Here is an 18,584-nt window from a genome sequence, read left to right on the forward strand (position 1 = left end):
GTTTCCCTTTCTCTGCAGCCGTTTCACCTTTCTGAGCATTAAAAGCATTTGAACATTAAAGCCAACGGTGCTATCTATTTCGCCTGCCGCACGTCGGCAGTGTTCTACTCGTTTATGTGTTCAGAAGGAGAACCGAATGAGCTTCACGAAGTATAGTATCGTAGTGATTGCTGCTTCTTTATGCCTTACTCTGATATTTGCCGGTGGGTGTGGAGTGGAGTGGTTTCCTGATACTCGCGACCCTAATGCTTTCACTTTGGGCAGCAAAAACACGAAGACAAATACAGTAACCGAATCTGATGGTGTCCAGATGTCCCACAACACCACCGGATCCGACGTCAGTATCCTTAACGGCGAATGGGCTACCTCAAATGACAATGTGACTTATTCCGCATGGACAAAGGAGCCGGGTAGGATTTCAGCTGGCCAGTGGCTAAAGGTCCGGCACACCTCGGCTGCCTCTATCGGGGTGGCAACCGTTACCACAATTCGTGTCGAGGACTTCACAGCTACCTTTACCAGCTTTACGACGGAAGCCGGAGTTTTCGGTAACAGCACAACAAACAAACCCCCGGCAGATGGGACGGTTCACGATGCGAGCGGTAGTATTGCTGCCTCTGTGACATCCACTAAAAAATCAAGTGATGCAACGAACACAACAGTAACATTAACGGTTAACGTTTCGAATACAGACTTGAATCAGGCATCTGTAACTGTGGTGGTTAACGGTGAGAATAGCTCCAGCGGGACATTGATTATCAAAAATTTGTCAGGAACAGTTTCAGGAAAGGGAAATGAAACCTTCTCGATAGATGTGATACTTACAACGAGTGACTATAATAAGATAACTAAATGGGTAATAGCTGAGGTCACAAAAAAATAGGCTGATTAAAGGGAGGAGCAGTCCCCATTGCAATAGTCTGAAATCTTGCTGCATATCAAACCAGCTTCAACGAATTAGTCGAGCCTTAGCAGCTCCCGGCGGTTACATCCATCAAAGTCACTTCCCACTGGTCCGTTTCCAGGTCGTGCCTGAGGATGTATATAATCCCATCTTCCGCCAGGACCTTGAAGTAGGAGTCGTCTTTTCCGTCCCACCGGTCGAGGATTTCCTGCACCTTGAATTTTCGGTCGCCTATGGTAAAGCCGGTGGGCCTGTCTTCAATCTTCCGGCCCTGTCCGGTCTGCACGTGCACGTTGGTCACCCGGCACCTCCTCGAACGGGATAAAGCGCTACGTTAAATAATAGCTCTCCTCCGGCTCGACGCAAGGTGTTTCCTCTTCTTTGCACCGGGGAGCTTCTTTCCGCTCCATGGCGCTGATGGCTGATTCGAGGTCGTCGCAGAGGGCGAGCGTCGTTCCAGCCTCCTCCTCCACCGATGCGAGGGCTGCCAGCATCGACTGCGCCACTTGTGACTGCTCATTGTTTCCATGGGCGATGACCTGTGAGCGCTGAAAGACTTCGTTCACCACCTCGGCGATGCTTTCACTCGTTATAGCCTGCTCCGAAATGGTCTGCTTCACGAAGGCGGTCCCGCTTCGCAGCTCCTTCACCCCCCGCACGATGGCGTCTGCCGACTGACTCTGTTTCGTTACGGCTTTCTTTATATCCCCCGACATCCGGTCGAAATTTCGGATGGCGCTCGCATTGAGCTCGACGTTCTTGCTCTGGGTGGCGATGCTTGCCTCCACCTCCAGCGCCATCTCCAGTGATGTCTCGGCTTTGGTCACTATCTCGGTGAGTGCGTTCGCTGCGGAGGTCGAGAGGGTAACGCCGTTGTCCACCTCCACGATGCTTCGTTTAACTGATTTTCCTGCACGCTGGATGTCCCGTTGCACCTGCCGTATTATCTCTCCGATGGCTTTGGTCGAGTCTGCGGAGCGCCTGGCCAGCGCGCGGATCTTGTCCGCGATGACGGCGAAGGCCTTTCCGTGTTCTCCCGACTGAGCTGCAAGAATGGTGGCATTCAATGCGAGAAGGTTAGTTTCGTCAGCAACGTCCCTGATAACTGCAACGATCTCCCCTATCTGCTCGGAGCGGGATGAAAGGCTTTCTATGGAGGCGTTGGTGGTAAAGACTTCCTCCCTGATCCGTTCCATCCCCTGTTTGGTGCTTTCTACCGCATCAAGACCGGAGGTGGCGGCGGTATCCTTCACATCCCTCGCGATGTCGGCCTGGTCCCGTGCATGATCGCTGATGTCCTTTATGGCATTGTCTATCCTGGCTGCCGATGAGCCGGCGCTACCCGTCAGTTCCGCAAGTAATACGAGATTTGCGGTTACCTGCTTCAGGGACGATGCAATCTGGTTTACCGCCGACTGAATGGTGTCGGCGGCGGTGTCGAGGGATTCGGTCGTGGTCGCGACTTCCTTGATGGTCGCCGAGATCTGCTGTGTAGCCGAGGAAGCCGTTTCAGCCGAGGAGAGAAGTTGATCCGCATCTTCCGCTATGGATCCGATGGAGCGGCTGATCTCCATGACTGAGGCTGATACCTCGTCAACCAGCACTGATTGGGCGCCGGCGGTACGTCGTATCGTGGAAGCGATACTGCGAACCGAGGCGGCAATCTCTTCCGTCTCTTCCGCTGAAAGAGGCGGTTGCGTAAGCTCCGCAGGTTCGGGGGGGAGAAGGGGTCCCCTTGCTTCCTCCTCTGGCGGGTTTAGGCCGAGCAGAGGGGAATTCAGCCATCTCTTCCCGATGCTGAGGCCGAACAGCGCCAGGTTCGCAGCCGTGATGGCTGCCGATGCAGCAATGAGCTTCACGGTTGAAAACGCGTTTCCCGAAGTTTCGACAAGAAGAATGCCGCCGGCCGTGAAAAGGAAAGAACCTGCACCGATAGTGATCAGACGCAGCATCTTCCGATCCGGGCACGCTGGCGCTTCCTGCAGAAGGTTCATGAGGGAGGCTTGTTCTTTCCGCATACTTCATGTCTTTTCGGTTGTTGTCCGCTCTAGTTGAGAGTTTAAATCCTGAGATATTTCCAATGGCCGCTGTCTGTGATACATAGGTAATCAGCGGATCTAGCGGATGAGATTACGCCCGGCAAGAGAAAGGAAAAAGCTTGGAACTAACGACAATTATCTACTTCCTCGGGGCCTCCATCGCCCTCACCCTGGCGCCGGGGCCCGACAACATCTTCGTGATGACGCTGGGGATCACCCGCGGGAGAAAATCGGCCATCGTGACGGCGCTGGGGATGTGCAGCGGCGTCAGCATCCATACCGCTGCCGCGGCATTCGGGATCTCGGCCATCCTCTACTCGTCCCTCCTTGCCTTCAACATCGTCAAGTATGCCGGCGCTGCCTATCTCCTTTATCTCGCATTCAGGACGCTGAAAGAGGGCTCCTCCATCGGGCTCGGCAAGAGCGATTCACGACCCGTGGGGGAGCTCTTCAAGCGCGGCTTCGTGATGAACGTCCTCAACCCTAAGGTCGGCATGTTCTTCCTGGCCTTCCTCCCCCAGTTCATCTCCCCCAGCGGGAGCAACGTCCCGCTCCAGATGATGTTTCTCGGTGCAATCTTCATGGTGCAGGCGATAGTAATCTTCTCCCTCATCGGGTACTTCTCGGGGAGCCTAGGAAGGGCAGTCCTTGCCAAGCCCCGGATCGCCCGCTACTTCGACTGGCTCACGGCGGGGGTCTTCGCCTCCCTCGGGGTCCGGCTCGCCTTGGCGCAGCGGTGAGGCCCCGTGCTCTCCGTCCTCGATCTCCATAAGCGCTACCGCGACACCCCTGCTGTTGACGGCATCTCGTTCAAGGTGGAACGGGGGGAGATCGTGGGGCTGCTCGGCCCCAACGGTGCGGGGAAGACGACCACCATCAATATGATCCTGGGTGTCCTGGAGCCAACCATGGGGAGCATCCGTATCGGGGGGCTCGACATCTCGTCGAACCGCTGCAGAGCGCTCCAGCGGACCAATTTCGCTGCGGTCTATGCGCCCCTTCCCGGGAACCTCACCGTCTACCAGAACCTGCGGGTCTTCGGGATGATCTACCAGGTTAAGGAGCTCTCCCGGCGGATCGACCTCCTCCTGGACCAGTTCGACCTGAGGCCCTTCAGGAACACGAAGTGCGGCCTCCTCTCCTCGGGGGAGCAGACCCGGGTCTCACTCGCAAAAGCAATGCTGAACCGCCCGCAGCTCCTCCTTCTCGACGAGCCGACGGCCTCCCTCGATCCGGCCACCGCCCGCGAGATAAGAACCAAGATTCGCGAATTCTCGTCACGGGAAGACGCGGCGGTGCTCTGGACCTCCCACAACATGTATGAGGTGGAGGCGGTATGCGACAGGGTTCTCTTCCTCTCCCGTGGGAAGATCCTACTGCAGGGTAACCCGAAGACGCTCCCGGCGGAGCACGGTGAGGAGACGCTGGAAGACCTTTTCGTGTCGGTGGCGCGGGAGCCGCTGGCGTTCGGGGAGGGGCAACAATGAGCCTCGTCCGCATCGCAGCCGTTGTGTTGCGCCAGTTCTACCTGATGCGGGGAAGCATGTCGCGGATTGTCCCGCTCTTCGCGTGGGTGGCCATCGATATGGTGCTCTGGGGATTTATTACCAGATATCTCAACACTGTCAGTGCGTCGGGGCTCAATTTCGTCCCGGTTTTTCTCGGGGCGGTGCTCCTGTGGGATTTCTTCACGCGGGTGATGCAGGGGGTGACCATCGCCTTTTTTGAAGATGTCTGGTCGCGGAACTTCCTCAACATATTCTCTTCTCCGCTCTCCCTGGGGGAGTACCTCACGGGGCTCGTCGCCACCAGCATCGCCACGAGCTCGCTGGGGCTTGCGGTGATGCTGCTTCTTGCCACGACCGTCTTCGGGCTCTCCTTCTTCGTCTACGGAATGATGATTGTCCCTTTTCTCCTCGTGCTTTTCCTGTTCGGCATCGCTCTGGGCATCTTCAGCAGCGCGGTGGTGCTTAGGCTGGGGCCTGCTTCGGAGTGGTTCGTCTGGCCGATCCCCGCGCTCATCACGCCCTTCGTTGGAGTTTTCTACCCCCTCGCAACGCTGCCTCATCCGATGCGCGTGATTGCCTGGTTCCTGCCGCCGTCCTATGTCTTCGAGGGTATGAGGTCCATCATCTCCGGCACGCCGTACCCCGTTGGCAACCTTATCCTGGGGGGAGGGCTCTCCCTCCTCTACATCCTGCTCGCCTGCATCGCCTTCAGGGGAGTCTACCGCTATGCCGTGCGCACCGGACTGATCGCACGCTACAGCGCCGAAAGCGTCTCGTAGGTTGTTGAAAAACAGCCATCTCGCCGCCATCCTCGAAAGCCGCCGTGTGCGGCGTAGCGCTGCTACGCCTCCGTGGGACTTTCTGCGGGTGCGACGACCTGGCTATTTTTGAACAACCTCGTATGGAGGCTCCTTCTCAGACTCCTCTTCGCAGGCGACGTCATATTCGCGCCCTTCCGCCGCCGGCTCCTCCTCAGGCTCCTCGACGTAGCGCTGTTTATGCCCAAGATGGTACTAGGCCTGCGGGCCATCTGTCGTCGCCGACGACGGAATCATCGCGAATCTTGCGCCGCTGATCGTCACTCATTCTTCGTTCTTCCTACCCTCGCCACTTCGTTTGCGTTGCCACCTCTGTCCGATACAATTCAAGAGGAGAAGGAGGCGCATGCATGGAAACCAAAATCGACGAAATCGCCGCGGGTGTATTCCGATTCTCCACCTACATCGCCAAGATCGATCTTCAGTTCAACCAGTTCCTCGTGGTTGATGACGAGCCGCTCCTCTACCATACGGGGCTGCGGGGGATGTTTCCGGAGGTCAGCCGGGCGGTGGCGCGCGTCCTTGATCCGGGAACGATCCGCTGGATAAGCTTCAGCCACTTCGAGTCGGACGAATGCGGTGCCCTAAACGAGTGGCGCGGAATCGCCCCCTATGCCGAACCGGTTTGCGGAGCAATCGGCGCGCTGGTAAACATCAATGATTTTATCGGGGGGCGGGCGCGTGTGCTTGCCGACGGCGAGACCTTCTCCACCGGGCAGAGGCAGTACCGCTTTTTAGAGACGCCCCATGTCCCCCACGGCTGGGATGCGAGCCTTCTTTTCGAGGATACGCATCGGGTCCTCTTCTGTTCGGATCTCTTCCTGCACAAGGGGGATTGCAGGGCGCTGACCGAGGACGATGTGGTGGGGCCTGCGAGGCGGGCCCTGGCTGATTTCGAGGCGGGGCCGCTCCATGATTCCCTTCTCTACTCGCCGTCTATGGAAAAGACGCTCTTCATTCTTGCCGAGCTGAAGCCGGAATTTCTAGCCCTCATGCATGGAGCTTCTTTCAGCGGTGACGGCGCGAGCGCGCTGAGGCGACTCTCCGGGATGTACCGGGAGATGCTGATTCAGCGGAGCTGAGCCCTTCGGAGCGAACCATGGACCTGAGCACACCGGCGCTCCTCTTTCCGACGATATCGCTCCTCTTTCTCGCCTTCACCAACCGGTTCCTCGCCATCGCCGCGCTCATCAGAAGCCTTCACGACCGTTACCAGGCAAACCCTGACGAGATTATCGTCGCCCAGATCGGAAACCTCCGCTACCGGATGATGCTCATCCGCCACATGCAGACCTTCGGAGTCCTGAGCCTGCTGCTGTGCGTGATCTGCATGTTCGTCCTCTTCGCTGGATACGTTCTGGTCGGGCAGATTACCTTCGGGCTGAGCCTCGTGCTGATGATGGTCTCCCTCGCCCTCTCGGCCCGGGAGATCCAGGTGTCTGTCGATGCACTCAACCTGCAGCTGCGGGACATGGAACTGCACAAGGCGGGACGCCGGCAGGCAAGGGGTTCTTGACGGCCGGGGACGTGGCTGATATTCTCCTCACCGGTCGATGAGGGGGCTTAAATGTTTCACCAAGGGGGCAGTAATGTCGATAGGCGAAAATCTCGCTGCAATCAGGAGTCGTATAGAGGCCGCGGCTGAAAGGGGAGGACGGAATCCGGAAGCGGTTCGACTGGTGGCTGTTTCCAAGACCAAGCCTGCAGCGGCGGTCATCGAAGCGGCGAGGGCAGGGCAGTCAGTTTTCGGGGAGAATTACGTTCAGGAGCTTGTCGCCAAGTCGGCGGAGGTGAAGGAGGCGGTAGAGTGGCACTTCATCGGGTCGCTCCAGTCGAACAAGGTCCGGCAGATCGCCGGTCTCGTGCACCTTATCCATTCGGTGGACCGCCTCTCCCTCGCCCAGGAGATCGACCGGCAGTGGGGGAAGCTCGGCAGCCGGGCCGACATCCTTATCCAGGTGAACATATCCCGGGAGTCGACCAAGAGCGGCACTTCGACGAGAGAGCTGCTCGACCTGGTCCGGGCGGTGGCGCAGTTGCCCAACGTGCGGATCAGGGGGCTCATGACGATGCCCCCTTTTTTCGATGATCCGGAGGGGGCACGTCCCTATTTCCGGGAGCTGCGGCTTCTATCGGAGGAGGTTGCCGCCGCGGAGATTCCCGGTGTGGAGATGAAGGAGCTTTCCATGGGGATGTCCGGAGATTTCGAGGCGGCGGTGGAAGAGGGGGCCACGCTTGTCCGGGTGGGATCGGCGATTTTCGGGGAGCGGCACTACGGCTGAAGGTGTTTTCACCGCAGAGGACACAGAGGGTGGTGGAGCGGAAAATTCCGCCACTCGCCGAAAACATTAGGGACTGCGCCCTCTGTGCCTAGCTTCCGTTCACATGGGCACAAAATAATTTCCTCGCCGCGCGGTGACGGAATCAATGGCTTCCCCTGCCGGGATACGTTCTGTTATACTGGCGCCTCAATACCATTCACGGAGGTCCTCTCACCTTGAAGAAGCTGCACCTGCTGGTTCTCGCCCTTGTTGTTTCCGTTGTCGCAGTTTCCCTTTCCGTCGCATCGGTTCCGAAAAAAGCAGCTCCCGCTCCGCCCCCTGCACCCTCCGTGCGGCAGGAAGTAGGCGTGCCGATCCTGCTCTACCATCGTTTCGGCCAGACCGTCGCCGACGGCATGACCATGAAGACCAGCGTCTTCGAGAGCCATCTGAAGTATCTGAAGGAGAACGGCTACAAGGTGATCCCGCTGCGCCAGCTTATCGATTGGTACCAGAAGAGGGGGCCCGCGCCTGCGCCGAAGTCGGTGGTGATCGTTGAGGATGATGCCCACAAGTCGGTCTACACGGACATGCTGCCGCTTGTTAAGAAGTACAACGTCCCCGTAACGATCTTCACGTATCCCTCGGCTATCTCCAATGCCAAATATGCAATGACCTGGGAACAGCTGCGTGAACTGAAGAAGACCGGTCTTTTCGATATCCAGTCCCATACCTTCTGGCACCCGAACTTCAGGAAGGACCGGAAGAAGATGACGCCCGCGGAGTTCGAGAAATCCGTGAACACTCAGCTCAAGAAGTCGAAGGAGCGGCTGGAGCAGCAACTTGGAGGAAAGGTGGATCTTCTCGCCTGGCCTTTCGGAATTCATGACGACTACCTGCTGCAGAAGGCCGCCGCAGCCGGCTATGTGGCCACCTTCACTATCCAGGCCCACCATGCAGGTCCTGCCGACAACATCATGAAACTTCCGCGCTACCTTCTAATCAACAGCGACCAGGGGAAGGCTTTTGCGCAGATCGTAAGCGGCGCCGCCCTGAAACGGGACGTGGTATTCTGATCGGGGAAGAGACGTTGACCGGTGAAGCGGAAGGGGAGGGGAAGAAGCATCCCTGCCCCGACTGCACATTCTGCCAGTGGTGCGGCGACGACCGGTGCCGTCTTTGCCGTGCCCCCTGCGCGAAGCGGAAGCTTTCCCTCGCTGAACAGGTCGAGCTTTATGAAAAGCTGAACAGGACGCAGAAGTAGAAAGAGGCGCAGAAGGTAACCCTTCTGAGCCTCTTTTTTTGTCCTGTCAGGATGGACGTCAGCTTTTGCCGAGTTCCTTCGAGCGGGCGGTCGCAGCTTCAACCGCGTTCATCACGGTGCCGCGGAACGCGTCTCGTTCCAGCGAATGGAGCCCGGCTATGGTGGTGCCGCCGGGAGAGGTCACCTTTTCCCTGAGGCTGGCCGGATGCTCCCGGGTCTCGATCAGGAGTTTCGCCGCTCCGAAAACAGTTTGCACAGCCAGTCCTGCCGCCACCTCCCGTGGAAGCCCCTGCTTCACTCCCGCATCCGAAAGCGCCTCGATGAAAGCCATGACATAGGCGGGGCCGCTGCCGGAGAGACCCGTGACGGCATCCAGCAGTTTTTCTTCCACTACCCACGTTTTCCCCACAAGATCGAAAATAGCCCGCGTCAGATGGATATCTTCCGGGGCAGCGTGCCGTCCCGCGGCGATGGCCGATGCTCCTTCCAGCACGAGCGCGGGGGTGTTGGGCATTATCCTTACGACGCGTGCGCCCGGAAGGGCTGCTTCCATCGTCGCTGCCGTAACTCCGGCCATCACTGAGATGAGGAGGGTTTCCCTTCTTATGGGGCCAGATATCTCCTTTAGGACCGATGCAGCCGTCTGAGGCTTGACCGCGAGGACAAGTACGTCGCAGCTTCTCGCCGCTGCGCCATTTTCCGCGGTGGTGCGGACGCCGTACCGGTCGCCCAGCAGCGTGCGGCGTTCTTCGGCCGGCTCCGAAACCAGTATCTGCTCTGCCGGCACCCCTCCTGCCAGAAGCCCCTTTATGAGCGCCTCGGCCATGTTGCCGCCGCCGATGAACCCCACCTTCGTTCCTTTCAGCATCTGCCCCTCCATTACAGTCTTCCTGCGTTTTCCGATAGGTAATAAATCCGGACTTCATTGTCAACAATTTACTCGCTGACGCGGCTTATGCTCCTGCAGGAAAAGGTTTGACACCCAATCCTTTTTATATTATAAAGCACCCCCTGCGGCGCCACCATTTAAACATAAAGTTTACAATTGCTAAACAAGGTGTTGTACAAAAAGTTTAGAGTTGCTAAACTTGCTTTGAGTTTTGTGAGCCAATGGAGGATTGCTTGAAAATCGGGGAGCGGCTGAAGCGGTTCAGGATGATCAATTCCCTCACCCAGGAGGAGCTGGCGAGCCGCGCAGACCTGACCAAAGGATACATCTCGCAGCTGGAGAACGACACCACGTCCCCATCCATCGCGACACTGAAGGACATTCTCGACGTCTTCGGGGTGTCGATGCAGGAATTCTTCAGCGAAGTCCGTGACGAAGAGATCGTCTTCGGTGCCGATTCCCGCGTGCAGTCTTCCGACGACGACGATGGGGTGAGGGTGGAGCTCCTCGTTCCCGGGGCGCAGAACCGGGAGATGGACCCGGCACTCGTCACCATAGCGCCGGGGGAGGAGATGGAGGAGCAGCCGTTTCACGAGGGTGAGGAGTTCGGCTATGTTCTACTCGGGAAGATCCAGCTGAAGCTCGACGACAAGGTGTACACGGTGAAGAAGGACGAGTGTTTCTACTTCACTTCGGACAAGCGGCATACGATTAAGAACATTGGCAAGGGGATGGCGAAGATATTGTGGGTAGTGACGCCGCCCACCTTCGATTACTAGTCGGGACGCGAGCTTCACGCCATCTCGCCGCCGTCCTCGGTCGGGGCGTTGTGCGGCGTAGCGCTGCTACGCCTCCGCTGCCCCTCCCTGCGGGTGCGACGATCTGACGTAAATCTCGCGTCCCTGGACGCTTGCTTTTGCATTAGGGAATAAAATTCTAAAACTTCCAGCGGCGACAGATTTGCGATGAATCCGTCGACGGCGACGACGAGGGCCCGCAGGCGTAGCAGCGCTACGTCGAGGAGCCCGAGGAGGAGCCGGCGGCGGAGGCGCGCAAATATGGCGTCGCCCCCCGAGGAGGAGAGATAATGAGCAAAGTCCTTATTATAGGCGCCGGCGGAGTCAGCCGTGTCGTCGTCCACAAATGTGCCCAGCGCAAGGAGATCTTCAGCGAGATCACCCTCGCTTCGCGGACGAAGTCGAAGTGCGATTCCATCGCCGCCGAGATCAAGTCGATGACTGTCAATACCGCCCAGGTGGATGCCGACAACGTCCCCGAGCTCGTGGCCCTCATCCGCGCGGAGAAGCCCTCCCTCGTCATCAATGTCGCGCTTCCGTACCAGGACCTCACCATCATGGATGCGTGCCTGGAGACCGGTGTGGACTACCTCGACACCGCTAATTACGAGCCGAAGGAGACGGCGAAGTTCGAGTACTCCTGGCAGTGGGCTTACCACGACCGTTTCAGGGAGAAGAAGCTGATGGCGCTTCTCGGCTCCGGTTTCGATCCCGGCGTCACCAACGTCTATACGGCGCTTGCCGCCAAGAAGTACCTGGACGTGGTGGAGGAGATCGACATCATCGACGCCAACGCCGGCTCCCACGGCCAGCCCTTCGCCACCAACTTCAACCCGGAGATAAACATCCGCGAGGTGACCGCACCGTGCCGTCACTGGGAGAACGGGAAGTGGGTCGAGACCGGTGCCCTCCAGACGAAGCGCTCCTTCGACTTCCCCGAGGGGATTGGTCCGATGAACATCTACCGGATGTACCACGAGGAGATGGAGTCCATCGTCAAGCACATTCCGACGATCAAAAAGGCTCAATTCTGGATGACCTTCTCCGACAACTACCTGAAGCACCTGGAGGTGCTCCAGAACGTAGGCATGACCCGCATCGACGAGGTGGAGTACAACGGTCAGAAGATCGTCCCCCTCCAGTTCCTGAAGGCCGTCCTCCCCGATCCCGGGAGCCTCGGGCCGCTCACGAAAGGGAAGACCTGCATCGGCGTCGTCGCCCGGGGGATGAAGGACGGGAAGAGGAAGCAGGTGTACATCTACAACATCTGCGACCACGAGGAGGCCTTCAAGGAGACCAACTCCCAGGCCATCAGCTACACCACCGGCGTTCCTGCCGTGGTGGGTGCCATGATGATGCTGACGGGCAAGTGGAGGGGGGAGGGGGTCTTCAACATGGAGCAGTTCGATCCGGAGGTGTTTCTCGCAGAACTGGGACCGATGGGGCTGCCGACCGTCGTAGTCGAAGGGGAATGGCCGGAGCTGTAGGGGAGCGCGATCTTCCGACCATCTCCAAGCCGTCCTCGGGACGCTCGTTGTGCGGCGTAGCGCTGCTACGCCTCCGCCGGCGTCCCTGCGGGTGTGAGGATCTGGCCGAAATCTCGCGCTCCTTATGTGAGCAAACCTGACTATTTTGTGATCCAGATGTTCTCTGTGTCTCTGTGCCTCTGTGGCAAGAGGGCTTATAAATGCTGATCTGCAACTCGCGACATAACGGTGCCATCACCCGGGCACCGATCGAGATGGAGGCGCTCCCGCTGCTGGACCGCTCGTCGGTGGTGTGGCTCGACCTCGTTGCCCCAACCTCCGCCGAGATCGCCCTCGTGGAGGAATCCTTCGGTGTGGAACTCCCCAACAAGCAGGAGTCGGAGGAGATCGAGTTCAGTTCCCGGTATTGGGAGGAGGAGGAGGGCATCACCATCAACACCAGCTTCCTCTCCAAGGTCGGTGACAAGATGGTGAGCGAGACAGTTTCGTTTGTCCTCAAGGGGCAGCTCATCGTGACGGTCCGGTTTGCGGAGCTGCGGCTCTTCGAGGACTTCGCACGGAGCATGCGCCAGAACCCGAGCCTCTACTCCAATGGATTCCAGGTGCTGAGCGGGATCCTCTCCCTCAGGATCGACATGGATGCGGACATCCTGGAGGCCCTGGCAAAGGAGATAGTCGGCACCGGCAGGTTCCGCCTCCAGAACAGCTCCGAATCGGGTAAGCTGCTTGAATTCGTCTCATTGTACGAGGAGAGCAACATCACCATCCGGGAGCATCTGACCGAGAAGCAACGGGTTCTCTCGTCGCTGCTGCGAAGCACGAAGCTCCCCTCCGTGACGAGGCAGGAGTTCTCCATGATGATCAAGGACGTCAACTCCCTGATCACCACCGCGAACTTCAACTTCGAACGGCTCGACTACCTCCAGGACCTGATCCTGAACTACCTGAGCGTCGAGCAGAACAAGGTCATCAAGATCTTCACAGTGATGTCGGTGATATTCCTGCCGCCGACCCTCATCGCCAGCATCTACGGGATGAACTTCAGGCATTTGCCGGAACTGGAGCTCAGCTACGGCTACCCGCTGGCGCTCCTGATGATCGTGCTCTCCGCGGTCCTTCCGCTCTACATTTTCCGCCGTAAGGGTTGGCTGTAGAAAATTCTTCCTCACCGCGGAGGATGCCTCTCCTCACTCCCTTCGCGGTAAAAATCGGATTTCGAGTCATGAACGGTATCGACGTCGACAAGATCATAAAAGTTTCCCCCTCTCCCGCCTACGTGGTGGACATGGGAAGGCTGCGTCACAACCTGGAGATCCTGGACGCGGTACAGAAGCGCTCCGGGGCCAAGATCCTCATGGCGCTAAAGGCCTTTGCGATGTGGAGCGTCTTCCCGGTGATTCGCCAATATCTCCAGGGCGTATGCGCGTCTTCTCCCTGGGAAGCGCGGCTCGGGCGGGAGGAATTCGGCGGAGAGGTGCATTCATTTGCTGCTGCCTTCAAGGAAAAAGACGTTTCGGAGCTCCTCTCCCTCTCAAACCACCTTGTCTTCAACTCCTTCAACCAGCTGGAGCGCTTCAGGCCGCTCTGGGAGAAGGAGAGGGGGCGGGTCTCCATCGGCCTGCGGGTGAACCCGGAGCACTCGGAAGGGCACACCGCAATCTACGACCCCGCCGCGCCGAAATCGAGGCTGGGGATTCCCCGAAGGGAGTTCGAGGGGAAGTCGCTTGAAGGTGTTGAGGGGCTTCACTTCCACACCCTTTGCGAGCAGCTCTTCGAGCCGCTGGAGCGCACGGCTCGGGTATTCGAGGAAAAGTTTGGAGAGTTTCTGCCGAAGATGAAGTGGCTCAACCTCGGCGGCGGCCACCATATCAGCCGCCAGGGGTATGACATAGACGGCCTTGTGGAGCTGATCAGGCACTTCAAGGGGAAGTACGGCGTGGAGGTCTACCTGGAGCCGGGGGAAGCGGTGGTTATCGGCACGGGACTCCTGGTCGGCGAAGTGCTCGACGTGGTGCACAACGAGGTGGATATCGCCATCCTCGATGTTTCCGCCACCTGTCACATGCCCGACATCCTCGAGATGCCGTACCGGCCGGAGATCACCGGCGGCTTCGATCCCGGCGTGAAGCCTTACACCTACAGACTGGGTGGGCCGTCGTGCCTTGCCGGCGACATCATCGGCGACTGGTCGTTAGAGAAGCCGCTCAAGCCGGGAGACCGGCTCGTCTTCGAGGACATGAGCCATTACACGATGGTGAAGACCACCACCTTCAACGGGATCCAGCATCCGGCGATTTGTACGTGGGAGCCGGAGACCGAAGAGCTGAAGGTCGTAAAAGAATTTAGCTACGAGGATTTTAAGGGGCGCCTGTCGTAGGGTGGGCGATAGCTTCCGACCATCTCGCCGCCGTCCTCGAAAGCCTCCTTGTGCGACGTGGCGCAGCCACGCCTCCGCGGGGCTTTCTGCGGGTGCGACGATCTGGCCGAAATCTCTCGCCCATTGATGTAAATCTTTAACCTGACGAGCCGTTGGCCGTCAGGGGTACCACAACCACTGCCAACCAGCGGTGACAGATTTGCGATGATGACGGCGACGGTGAGGAGGGAGGCCCGCAGGCGTAGCAGCGCTACGTCGAGGAGCTGACCGACGATCCGGCGGCGTCAGGGCGCAAATATGGCACCGCTTTCGGAGGATACATGTCGGAGCGCTGGTCGATTGCCAATTCCACCAAAATATACAACATGGACAACTGGGGGGCCGACCTCTTCTCCATCAACAAGAAGGGGAACGTCTGCGTCCATCCGTCGTCCAACTCGAAGAATTCCATCGACCTTCGCGTCCTGGTGGATGACCTCATAAAGCGCAAGATCAAGCCGCCGATCCTCCTCCGCTTCATGGATGTCCTCCAGGGGCGGATAGCGAGCATCAACCGGGTTTTCAAGAATGCTATCGCCGACAACGATTACCCTGCCAAGTACCAGACATTCTACCCGATCAAGGTAAACCAGCAGCGCCAGGTGGTGGAGGCTATCGCAAGCTACGGCAAGCGCTACAACATCGGTCTGGAAGTGGGTTCGAAACCGGAGCTGGTTGCCGGCATCGCCATCTCCAGCGGCAACGGCCTTCCGATTATCTGCAACGGCTACAAGGACACCGAGTATATCGAGACCGTCCTCTACGCTACAAAGATAGGCTACGACATCACCCTCGTCATCGAAAAGCTTTTCGAATTGGAGAAGGTGATCGAACTCGTGAAGAAGACGGGCATCCAGCCCAAGCTCGGAATCCGGGTGAAGCTTTCCTCCAAGGGGACCGGCAAGTGGGCCACAAGCGGGGGCGAGGACGCCAAGTTCGGCCTGCGGATGTCGGAGATCATCGCCGCCATTGACCTCCTCGAAGAGAACGAGCTTCTCCAGCAGGTGAAGCTCATCCATTTCCACATAGGCTCCCAGATCACCAAGATCGACAAGATCAAGACCGCCCTCATCGAAGGAGCGCGGATCTACGCGGAGCTGCGCAAGATGGGGCTCGGCATCGAATTCGTCGACATTGGGGGAGGGCTTGGGGTGGACTACGACGGCTCCAAGTCGAGCTACTTCTCCAGCGTCAACTACTCCATCGAGGAGTACGCCAACGACGTCATCTATCAGATCAAGAACATCTGCGACGATGCCGGAGTGGATTGCCCCAACATCATCTCCGAGTCGGGGCGCGCCACCGTCGCCCACTACTCGGTGCTCGTCACCAACGTGCTGAACACCAACACGCAAAGGCTCACGCCCGACTTCGAGGAGGAGATCGCCTCCGCGGAGAAGCTGGCGCCCACCGTTCGCAAGCTCGTCGATATTCACAAGAGCATTGACCGTTACTCGCTCCGGGAGGATTACCACGACACCCAGCAGCTTATCCAGGAGGCGGTCTCTCTCTTCAACCTCGGTTACCTGACGCTTCAGGAACGGGCCATGGCGGAGTGGCTCTACGGGAAGATCATCCGCAAGATCAACAGCATCGTCGAGAAGATCAAGCCGATCCCCGAGGAGCTGCAGAACTTTCAGCTGAGCCTTCGGCAGACCTACTTCGCCAACTTCTCGCTGTTTCAGTCGGTGCCCGACTCCTGGGCCATCGACCAGCTCTTCCCCATCGTGCCGCTCCAGCGGCTCAACCAGAAGCCCGACGTCATCGCCTCCATCGCGGACATCACCTGCGACTCCGACGGGGAGATCACGAGCTTCGTGGGGGAGAACGGCCGCACCAAGTTCCTGCCGCTCCACAAGATCCGCAAGGAGGAGGACTACTACATCGGCTTCTTCCTCATCGGGGCGTACCAGGAGATACTCGGCGACATGCACAACCTCTTCGGGGACACCAATGCCGTGCACATCACCTTCAACAAGAAGACCGGCTACATGATCGACACGGTGATAAACGGGGACGCCTGCTGGGAGAGCCTGAAGTACGTCCAGTACAAAGGGCCGGAGATCCTGAAACGGGTGCGGGAGCACCTGGAGAAGGGGGTGGCCCAGCGGAAGGTTTCCATCGAGGAGAGCAGCCACTTCATCGAGCTTCTGGACCGGACCCTGCTCGGTTATACATACCTGGGAGAGTAGCAGGCGGTTGCGTGGTGTTCGCGCCGTCGTGAAAAACGAGGTTGCTCAAAAACAGCCAGATCGTCGCACCCGCAGAAAGCCCCACGGAGGCGTAGCAGCGCTACGCCGCACAAGGTGGCTTTCGAGGACGGCGGCGAGATGGCTGTTTTTCAGCGACCTCCTAAAGCGTAAAGTAAAATGTCGCTCCTTTCCCCTCCTCTCCCTCCGCCCAGATACGTCCTCCGTGGCGCTGGATGATGCGGTGCACTGTGGCCAGACCGATGCCGGTCCCGGTGAATTCCTCGGGCGATACCCGCTGGAATGGGATGAAGACCCGTTCATTCTCCTTCGGCGCAAAGCCTATGCCGTTGTCCTCGACATAATAGGCAGGCCTCCCCCGGTATTCCGTCAGGCCGAACCTGATTATGGCGGTTTCCCTTTTCGCCGTGTACTTCCATGCGTTTCCGAGAAGATTTTCAAGAGCCACCCTGAGCAGTTTCGGATCGGCGCTCACGGTGAGCCCCTCCGCCACCTCGTACACTACCTTGCGGTCAGGCTCCCTCTGTCTCAGCCCCAGTAGAATCGTCTCCGCCATGATGCTGATGTCGACGGTTTCCCGGTGTACCTCGCTGCGGGTGATGCGGGCAAAATCGAGCAGGGTCCCTATGAGCTGGTCCATCCGGCCGACCTCTTCCTCTATGATCCCGGTTAGCTCCCTGCATTGCTCGTTGAGCCTTTGGCCGCACATCTCGACGACCATCTGGCTGGAGGCGCTGATGGTGGTGAGCGGTGCCCGAAGGTCGTGGGACACCGTATAGCTGAATGCCTCAAGTTCCTGATTGGCGATCTCCAGATCATGGGCACGGGCCGCCAGGTCCGTATGGAGAATTTCGATCTCCTCTGCGGCCTGCTTGTAGGGCGTAATGTCCCGCCCCTCAGGGACGAGAAAAACCACGTCCCCCTTGGCGTCCTTCACCGGTTTCAGGGAAAAATCGACCCATACCAGTTCCCCTTCCGGCGTGCGGTGCGTCGCCTCGAAACGGACGAATTCCCCCCTTGCAGCCGCTTCCACCGCGCCGTGAACCCTGTCCTGCATATCTTTCGAGTGAGTCCACCAGGGCGTTTCCCAGAACGGCCTGCCGAGCACCTCGTCGGCTCTCCCCTGGATGAATTCAAAGGCGGTCCGGTTGATCTTGATGAGTGTCCCGTCAGGCTTCATCAGCCCCATCAGCTGGGAAGCTTCATCAAAAATCACGTTAAGAAGCGCCTCGCTTTCCCGCAATTCCCGTTCGATCCGCTTCTGTTCGGTAACATCCTCCTTTACCGCTACAAAGTGCGTGATGACTCCATCCAGCTCCTTTACAGGGGAAATAGATGCCCGTTCGAGATAGATCTCGCCATTTTTTTTCCTGTTGATGAACTCCCCGTGCCATTCGTCACCACTGCTGATGGTCTCCCACATCCGTCGGAGCTCATCCGGGTTCATTTCCCCCGACTTCAGCAGCGCCGGGTTCTTTCCTGCCACCTCCGTGAGCGTGTATCCCGTTATTTCCGTAAACTTCGGGTTGACGTACTCGATGTTTCCCCTGTTGTCGGTAATCATGACGATGGAGGGACTGTCGGTAATGGCGCGGTACAGCTTTCGCAGTTCCTGCTCGCTACAGCGCCGGCCCGTTATGTCGTGAAGAGACACGAAAAGCGCCGCATGCTCTTCCCATTCCGTTTCGACCACCCAGACCTCGGCTGCCACCTCTTTTCCATCCCGTGATTTCAGAGTGATTTCCGCCTTCTCCTCCGTGGAGAGCGGGAACTGAAACGGCATCCCCACAAGCTCCTCCGGCAAGCATCCGAGCATCCTTCCGGCGGCACTATTGGCAAATCTGATACTTCCCCCCTTGTCTACAATCAGAATGCCGTGGGGCGTCTTGAGCAGGATGGCCCGGCAGTTTTGCAACTCCCGTGTCTTCCGCGCCAGGAGTTCCTTAATTTCGCCGGTCTTCTGGAACATCTTTTTCCTCCCTGAGGCAACC

18 protein-coding genes are annotated in these 18,584 nt (G+C 58.4%); 14 read left to right on the top strand and 4 right to left on the bottom strand.

The annotated features are described in order from the left end of the window. Nucleotides 1-136: 136 nt before the first annotated feature. On the top strand, nt 137-883 hold the full coding sequence (locus tag CFB04_RS00450; RefSeq protein ID WP_088533429.1) for a hypothetical protein: 747 nt from the start codon (nt 137-139) through the stop codon (nt 881-883). 85 nt (nt 884-968) lie between these two features. Here the strand turns inward: CFB04_RS00450 and CFB04_RS00455 are convergent, their stop codons facing one another. Then, nucleotides 969-1,205, bottom strand: a complete 237-nt coding sequence (locus tag CFB04_RS00455; RefSeq protein ID WP_197692543.1) for a hypothetical protein — start codon at nt 1,203-1,205, stop codon at nt 969-971. Between the two features lie 28 nt (nt 1,206-1,233). Further along, the gene (locus CFB04_RS00460; RefSeq protein ID WP_157698680.1) at nt 1,234-2,856 is read right to left on the bottom strand and encodes a methyl-accepting chemotaxis protein; all 1,623 of its coding nucleotides are present in this window, start codon (nt 2,854-2,856) and stop codon (nt 1,234-1,236) included. Nucleotides 2,857-3,062: 206 nt separating this feature from the next. On the opposite strand from CFB04_RS00460, the gene CFB04_RS00465 reads away from it, so the two are divergent. The 8 genes from CFB04_RS00465 to CFB04_RS17980 all read left to right on the top strand — a co-directional run bounded on the left by CFB04_RS00465 (nt 3,063) and on the right by CFB04_RS17980 (nt 8,794). Continuing rightward, nucleotides 3,063-3,683: a LysE family translocator gene (locus tag CFB04_RS00465; protein ID WP_088533431.1), complete on the top strand. Its 621-nt coding sequence runs from the start codon at nt 3,063-3,065 to the stop codon at nt 3,681-3,683. A gap of 6 nt (nt 3,684-3,689) precedes the next feature. Next, on the top strand, nt 3,690-4,430 hold the full coding sequence (locus tag CFB04_RS00470; RefSeq protein WP_088533432.1) for an ABC transporter ATP-binding protein: 741 nt from the start codon (nt 3,690-3,692) through the stop codon (nt 4,428-4,430). Further along, nucleotides 4,427-5,230 carry an ABC transporter permease gene (locus CFB04_RS00475; protein WP_088533433.1) on the top strand — a complete coding sequence of 268 codons (804 nt, stop codon included), beginning with the start codon at nt 4,427-4,429 and terminating at the stop codon, nt 5,228-5,230. The genes CFB04_RS00470 and CFB04_RS00475 overlap by 4 nt, the downstream gene beginning before the upstream one ends. 389 nt (nt 5,231-5,619) lie before the next feature. Then, the gene (locus CFB04_RS00480; protein ID WP_088533434.1) at nt 5,620-6,351 is read left to right on the top strand and encodes an MBL fold metallo-hydrolase; all 732 of its coding nucleotides are present in this window, start codon (nt 5,620-5,622) and stop codon (nt 6,349-6,351) included. 17 nt (nt 6,352-6,368) lie between these two features. Continuing rightward, nucleotides 6,369-6,785 carry a DUF2721 domain-containing protein gene (locus CFB04_RS00485; protein WP_088533435.1) on the top strand — a complete coding sequence of 139 codons (417 nt, stop codon included), beginning with the start codon at nt 6,369-6,371 and terminating at the stop codon, nt 6,783-6,785. A gap of 73 nt (nt 6,786-6,858) precedes the next feature. Beyond that, complete coding sequence (locus CFB04_RS00490) at nt 6,859-7,551, top strand: YggS family pyridoxal phosphate-dependent enzyme (RefSeq protein ID WP_088533436.1); 693 nt, start codon at nt 6,859-6,861, stop codon at nt 7,549-7,551. A 215-nt stretch (nt 7,552-7,766) separates the two neighbouring features. After that, nucleotides 7,767-8,606 carry a polysaccharide deacetylase family protein gene (locus tag CFB04_RS00495; RefSeq protein ID WP_369833160.1) on the top strand — a complete coding sequence of 280 codons (840 nt, stop codon included), beginning with the start codon at nt 7,767-7,769 and terminating at the stop codon, nt 8,604-8,606. A 14-nt stretch (nt 8,607-8,620) separates the two neighbouring features. Beyond that, complete coding sequence (locus CFB04_RS17980) at nt 8,621-8,794, top strand: hypothetical protein (protein ID WP_172825409.1); 174 nt, start codon at nt 8,621-8,623, stop codon at nt 8,792-8,794. Between the two features lie 58 nt (nt 8,795-8,852). Here the strand turns inward: CFB04_RS17980 and proC are convergent, their stop codons facing one another. Further along, a complete protein-coding gene (gene proC / locus CFB04_RS00500) occupies nt 8,853-9,662 on the bottom strand; it encodes a pyrroline-5-carboxylate reductase (RefSeq protein ID WP_088536652.1) in 810 nt (269 codons plus the stop codon). Between the two features lie 254 nt (nt 9,663-9,916). Between proC and CFB04_RS00505 the strand changes: the two genes are divergently transcribed. The 5 genes from CFB04_RS00505 (at nt 9,917) to speA (ending at nt 16,575) form a co-directional block, all read left to right on the top strand. Beyond that, complete coding sequence (locus tag CFB04_RS00505) at nt 9,917-10,462, top strand: helix-turn-helix domain-containing protein (protein ID WP_088533437.1); 546 nt, start codon at nt 9,917-9,919, stop codon at nt 10,460-10,462. 308 nt (nt 10,463-10,770) lie between these two features. Then, nucleotides 10,771-11,967 (top strand): saccharopine dehydrogenase family protein, encoded by a 1,197-nt coding sequence (locus tag CFB04_RS00510; RefSeq protein WP_088533438.1) that lies wholly within the window; start codon nt 10,771-10,773, stop codon nt 11,965-11,967. Nucleotides 11,968-12,167: 200 nt separating this feature from the next. Next, on the top strand, nt 12,168-13,121 hold the full coding sequence (corA, locus tag CFB04_RS00515) for a magnesium/cobalt transporter CorA (protein WP_088533439.1): 954 nt from the start codon (nt 12,168-12,170) through the stop codon (nt 13,119-13,121). Between the two features lie 68 nt (nt 13,122-13,189). Beyond that, nucleotides 13,190-14,344: a carboxynorspermidine decarboxylase gene (nspC, locus tag CFB04_RS00520; RefSeq protein ID WP_088536653.1), complete on the top strand. Its 1,155-nt coding sequence runs from the start codon at nt 13,190-13,192 to the stop codon at nt 14,342-14,344. Between the two features lie 320 nt (nt 14,345-14,664). Continuing rightward, a complete protein-coding gene (gene speA, locus CFB04_RS00525) occupies nt 14,665-16,575 on the top strand; it encodes an arginine decarboxylase (protein WP_088533440.1) in 1,911 nt (636 codons plus the stop codon). 160 nt (nt 16,576-16,735) lie between these two features. Here speA and CFB04_RS00530 read toward each other — a convergent pair whose 3' ends face one another. After that, nucleotides 16,736-18,562, bottom strand: a complete 1,827-nt coding sequence (locus tag CFB04_RS00530) for a PAS domain S-box protein (protein ID WP_088533441.1) — start codon at nt 18,560-18,562, stop codon at nt 16,736-16,738. Nucleotides 18,563-18,584: the final 22 nt, after the last annotated feature.

The sequence above is a fragment of the Geobacter sp. DSM 9736 genome, from assembly GCF_900187405.1.
Classification (GTDB): domain Bacteria; phylum Desulfobacterota; class Desulfuromonadia; order Geobacterales; family Geobacteraceae; genus DSM-9736.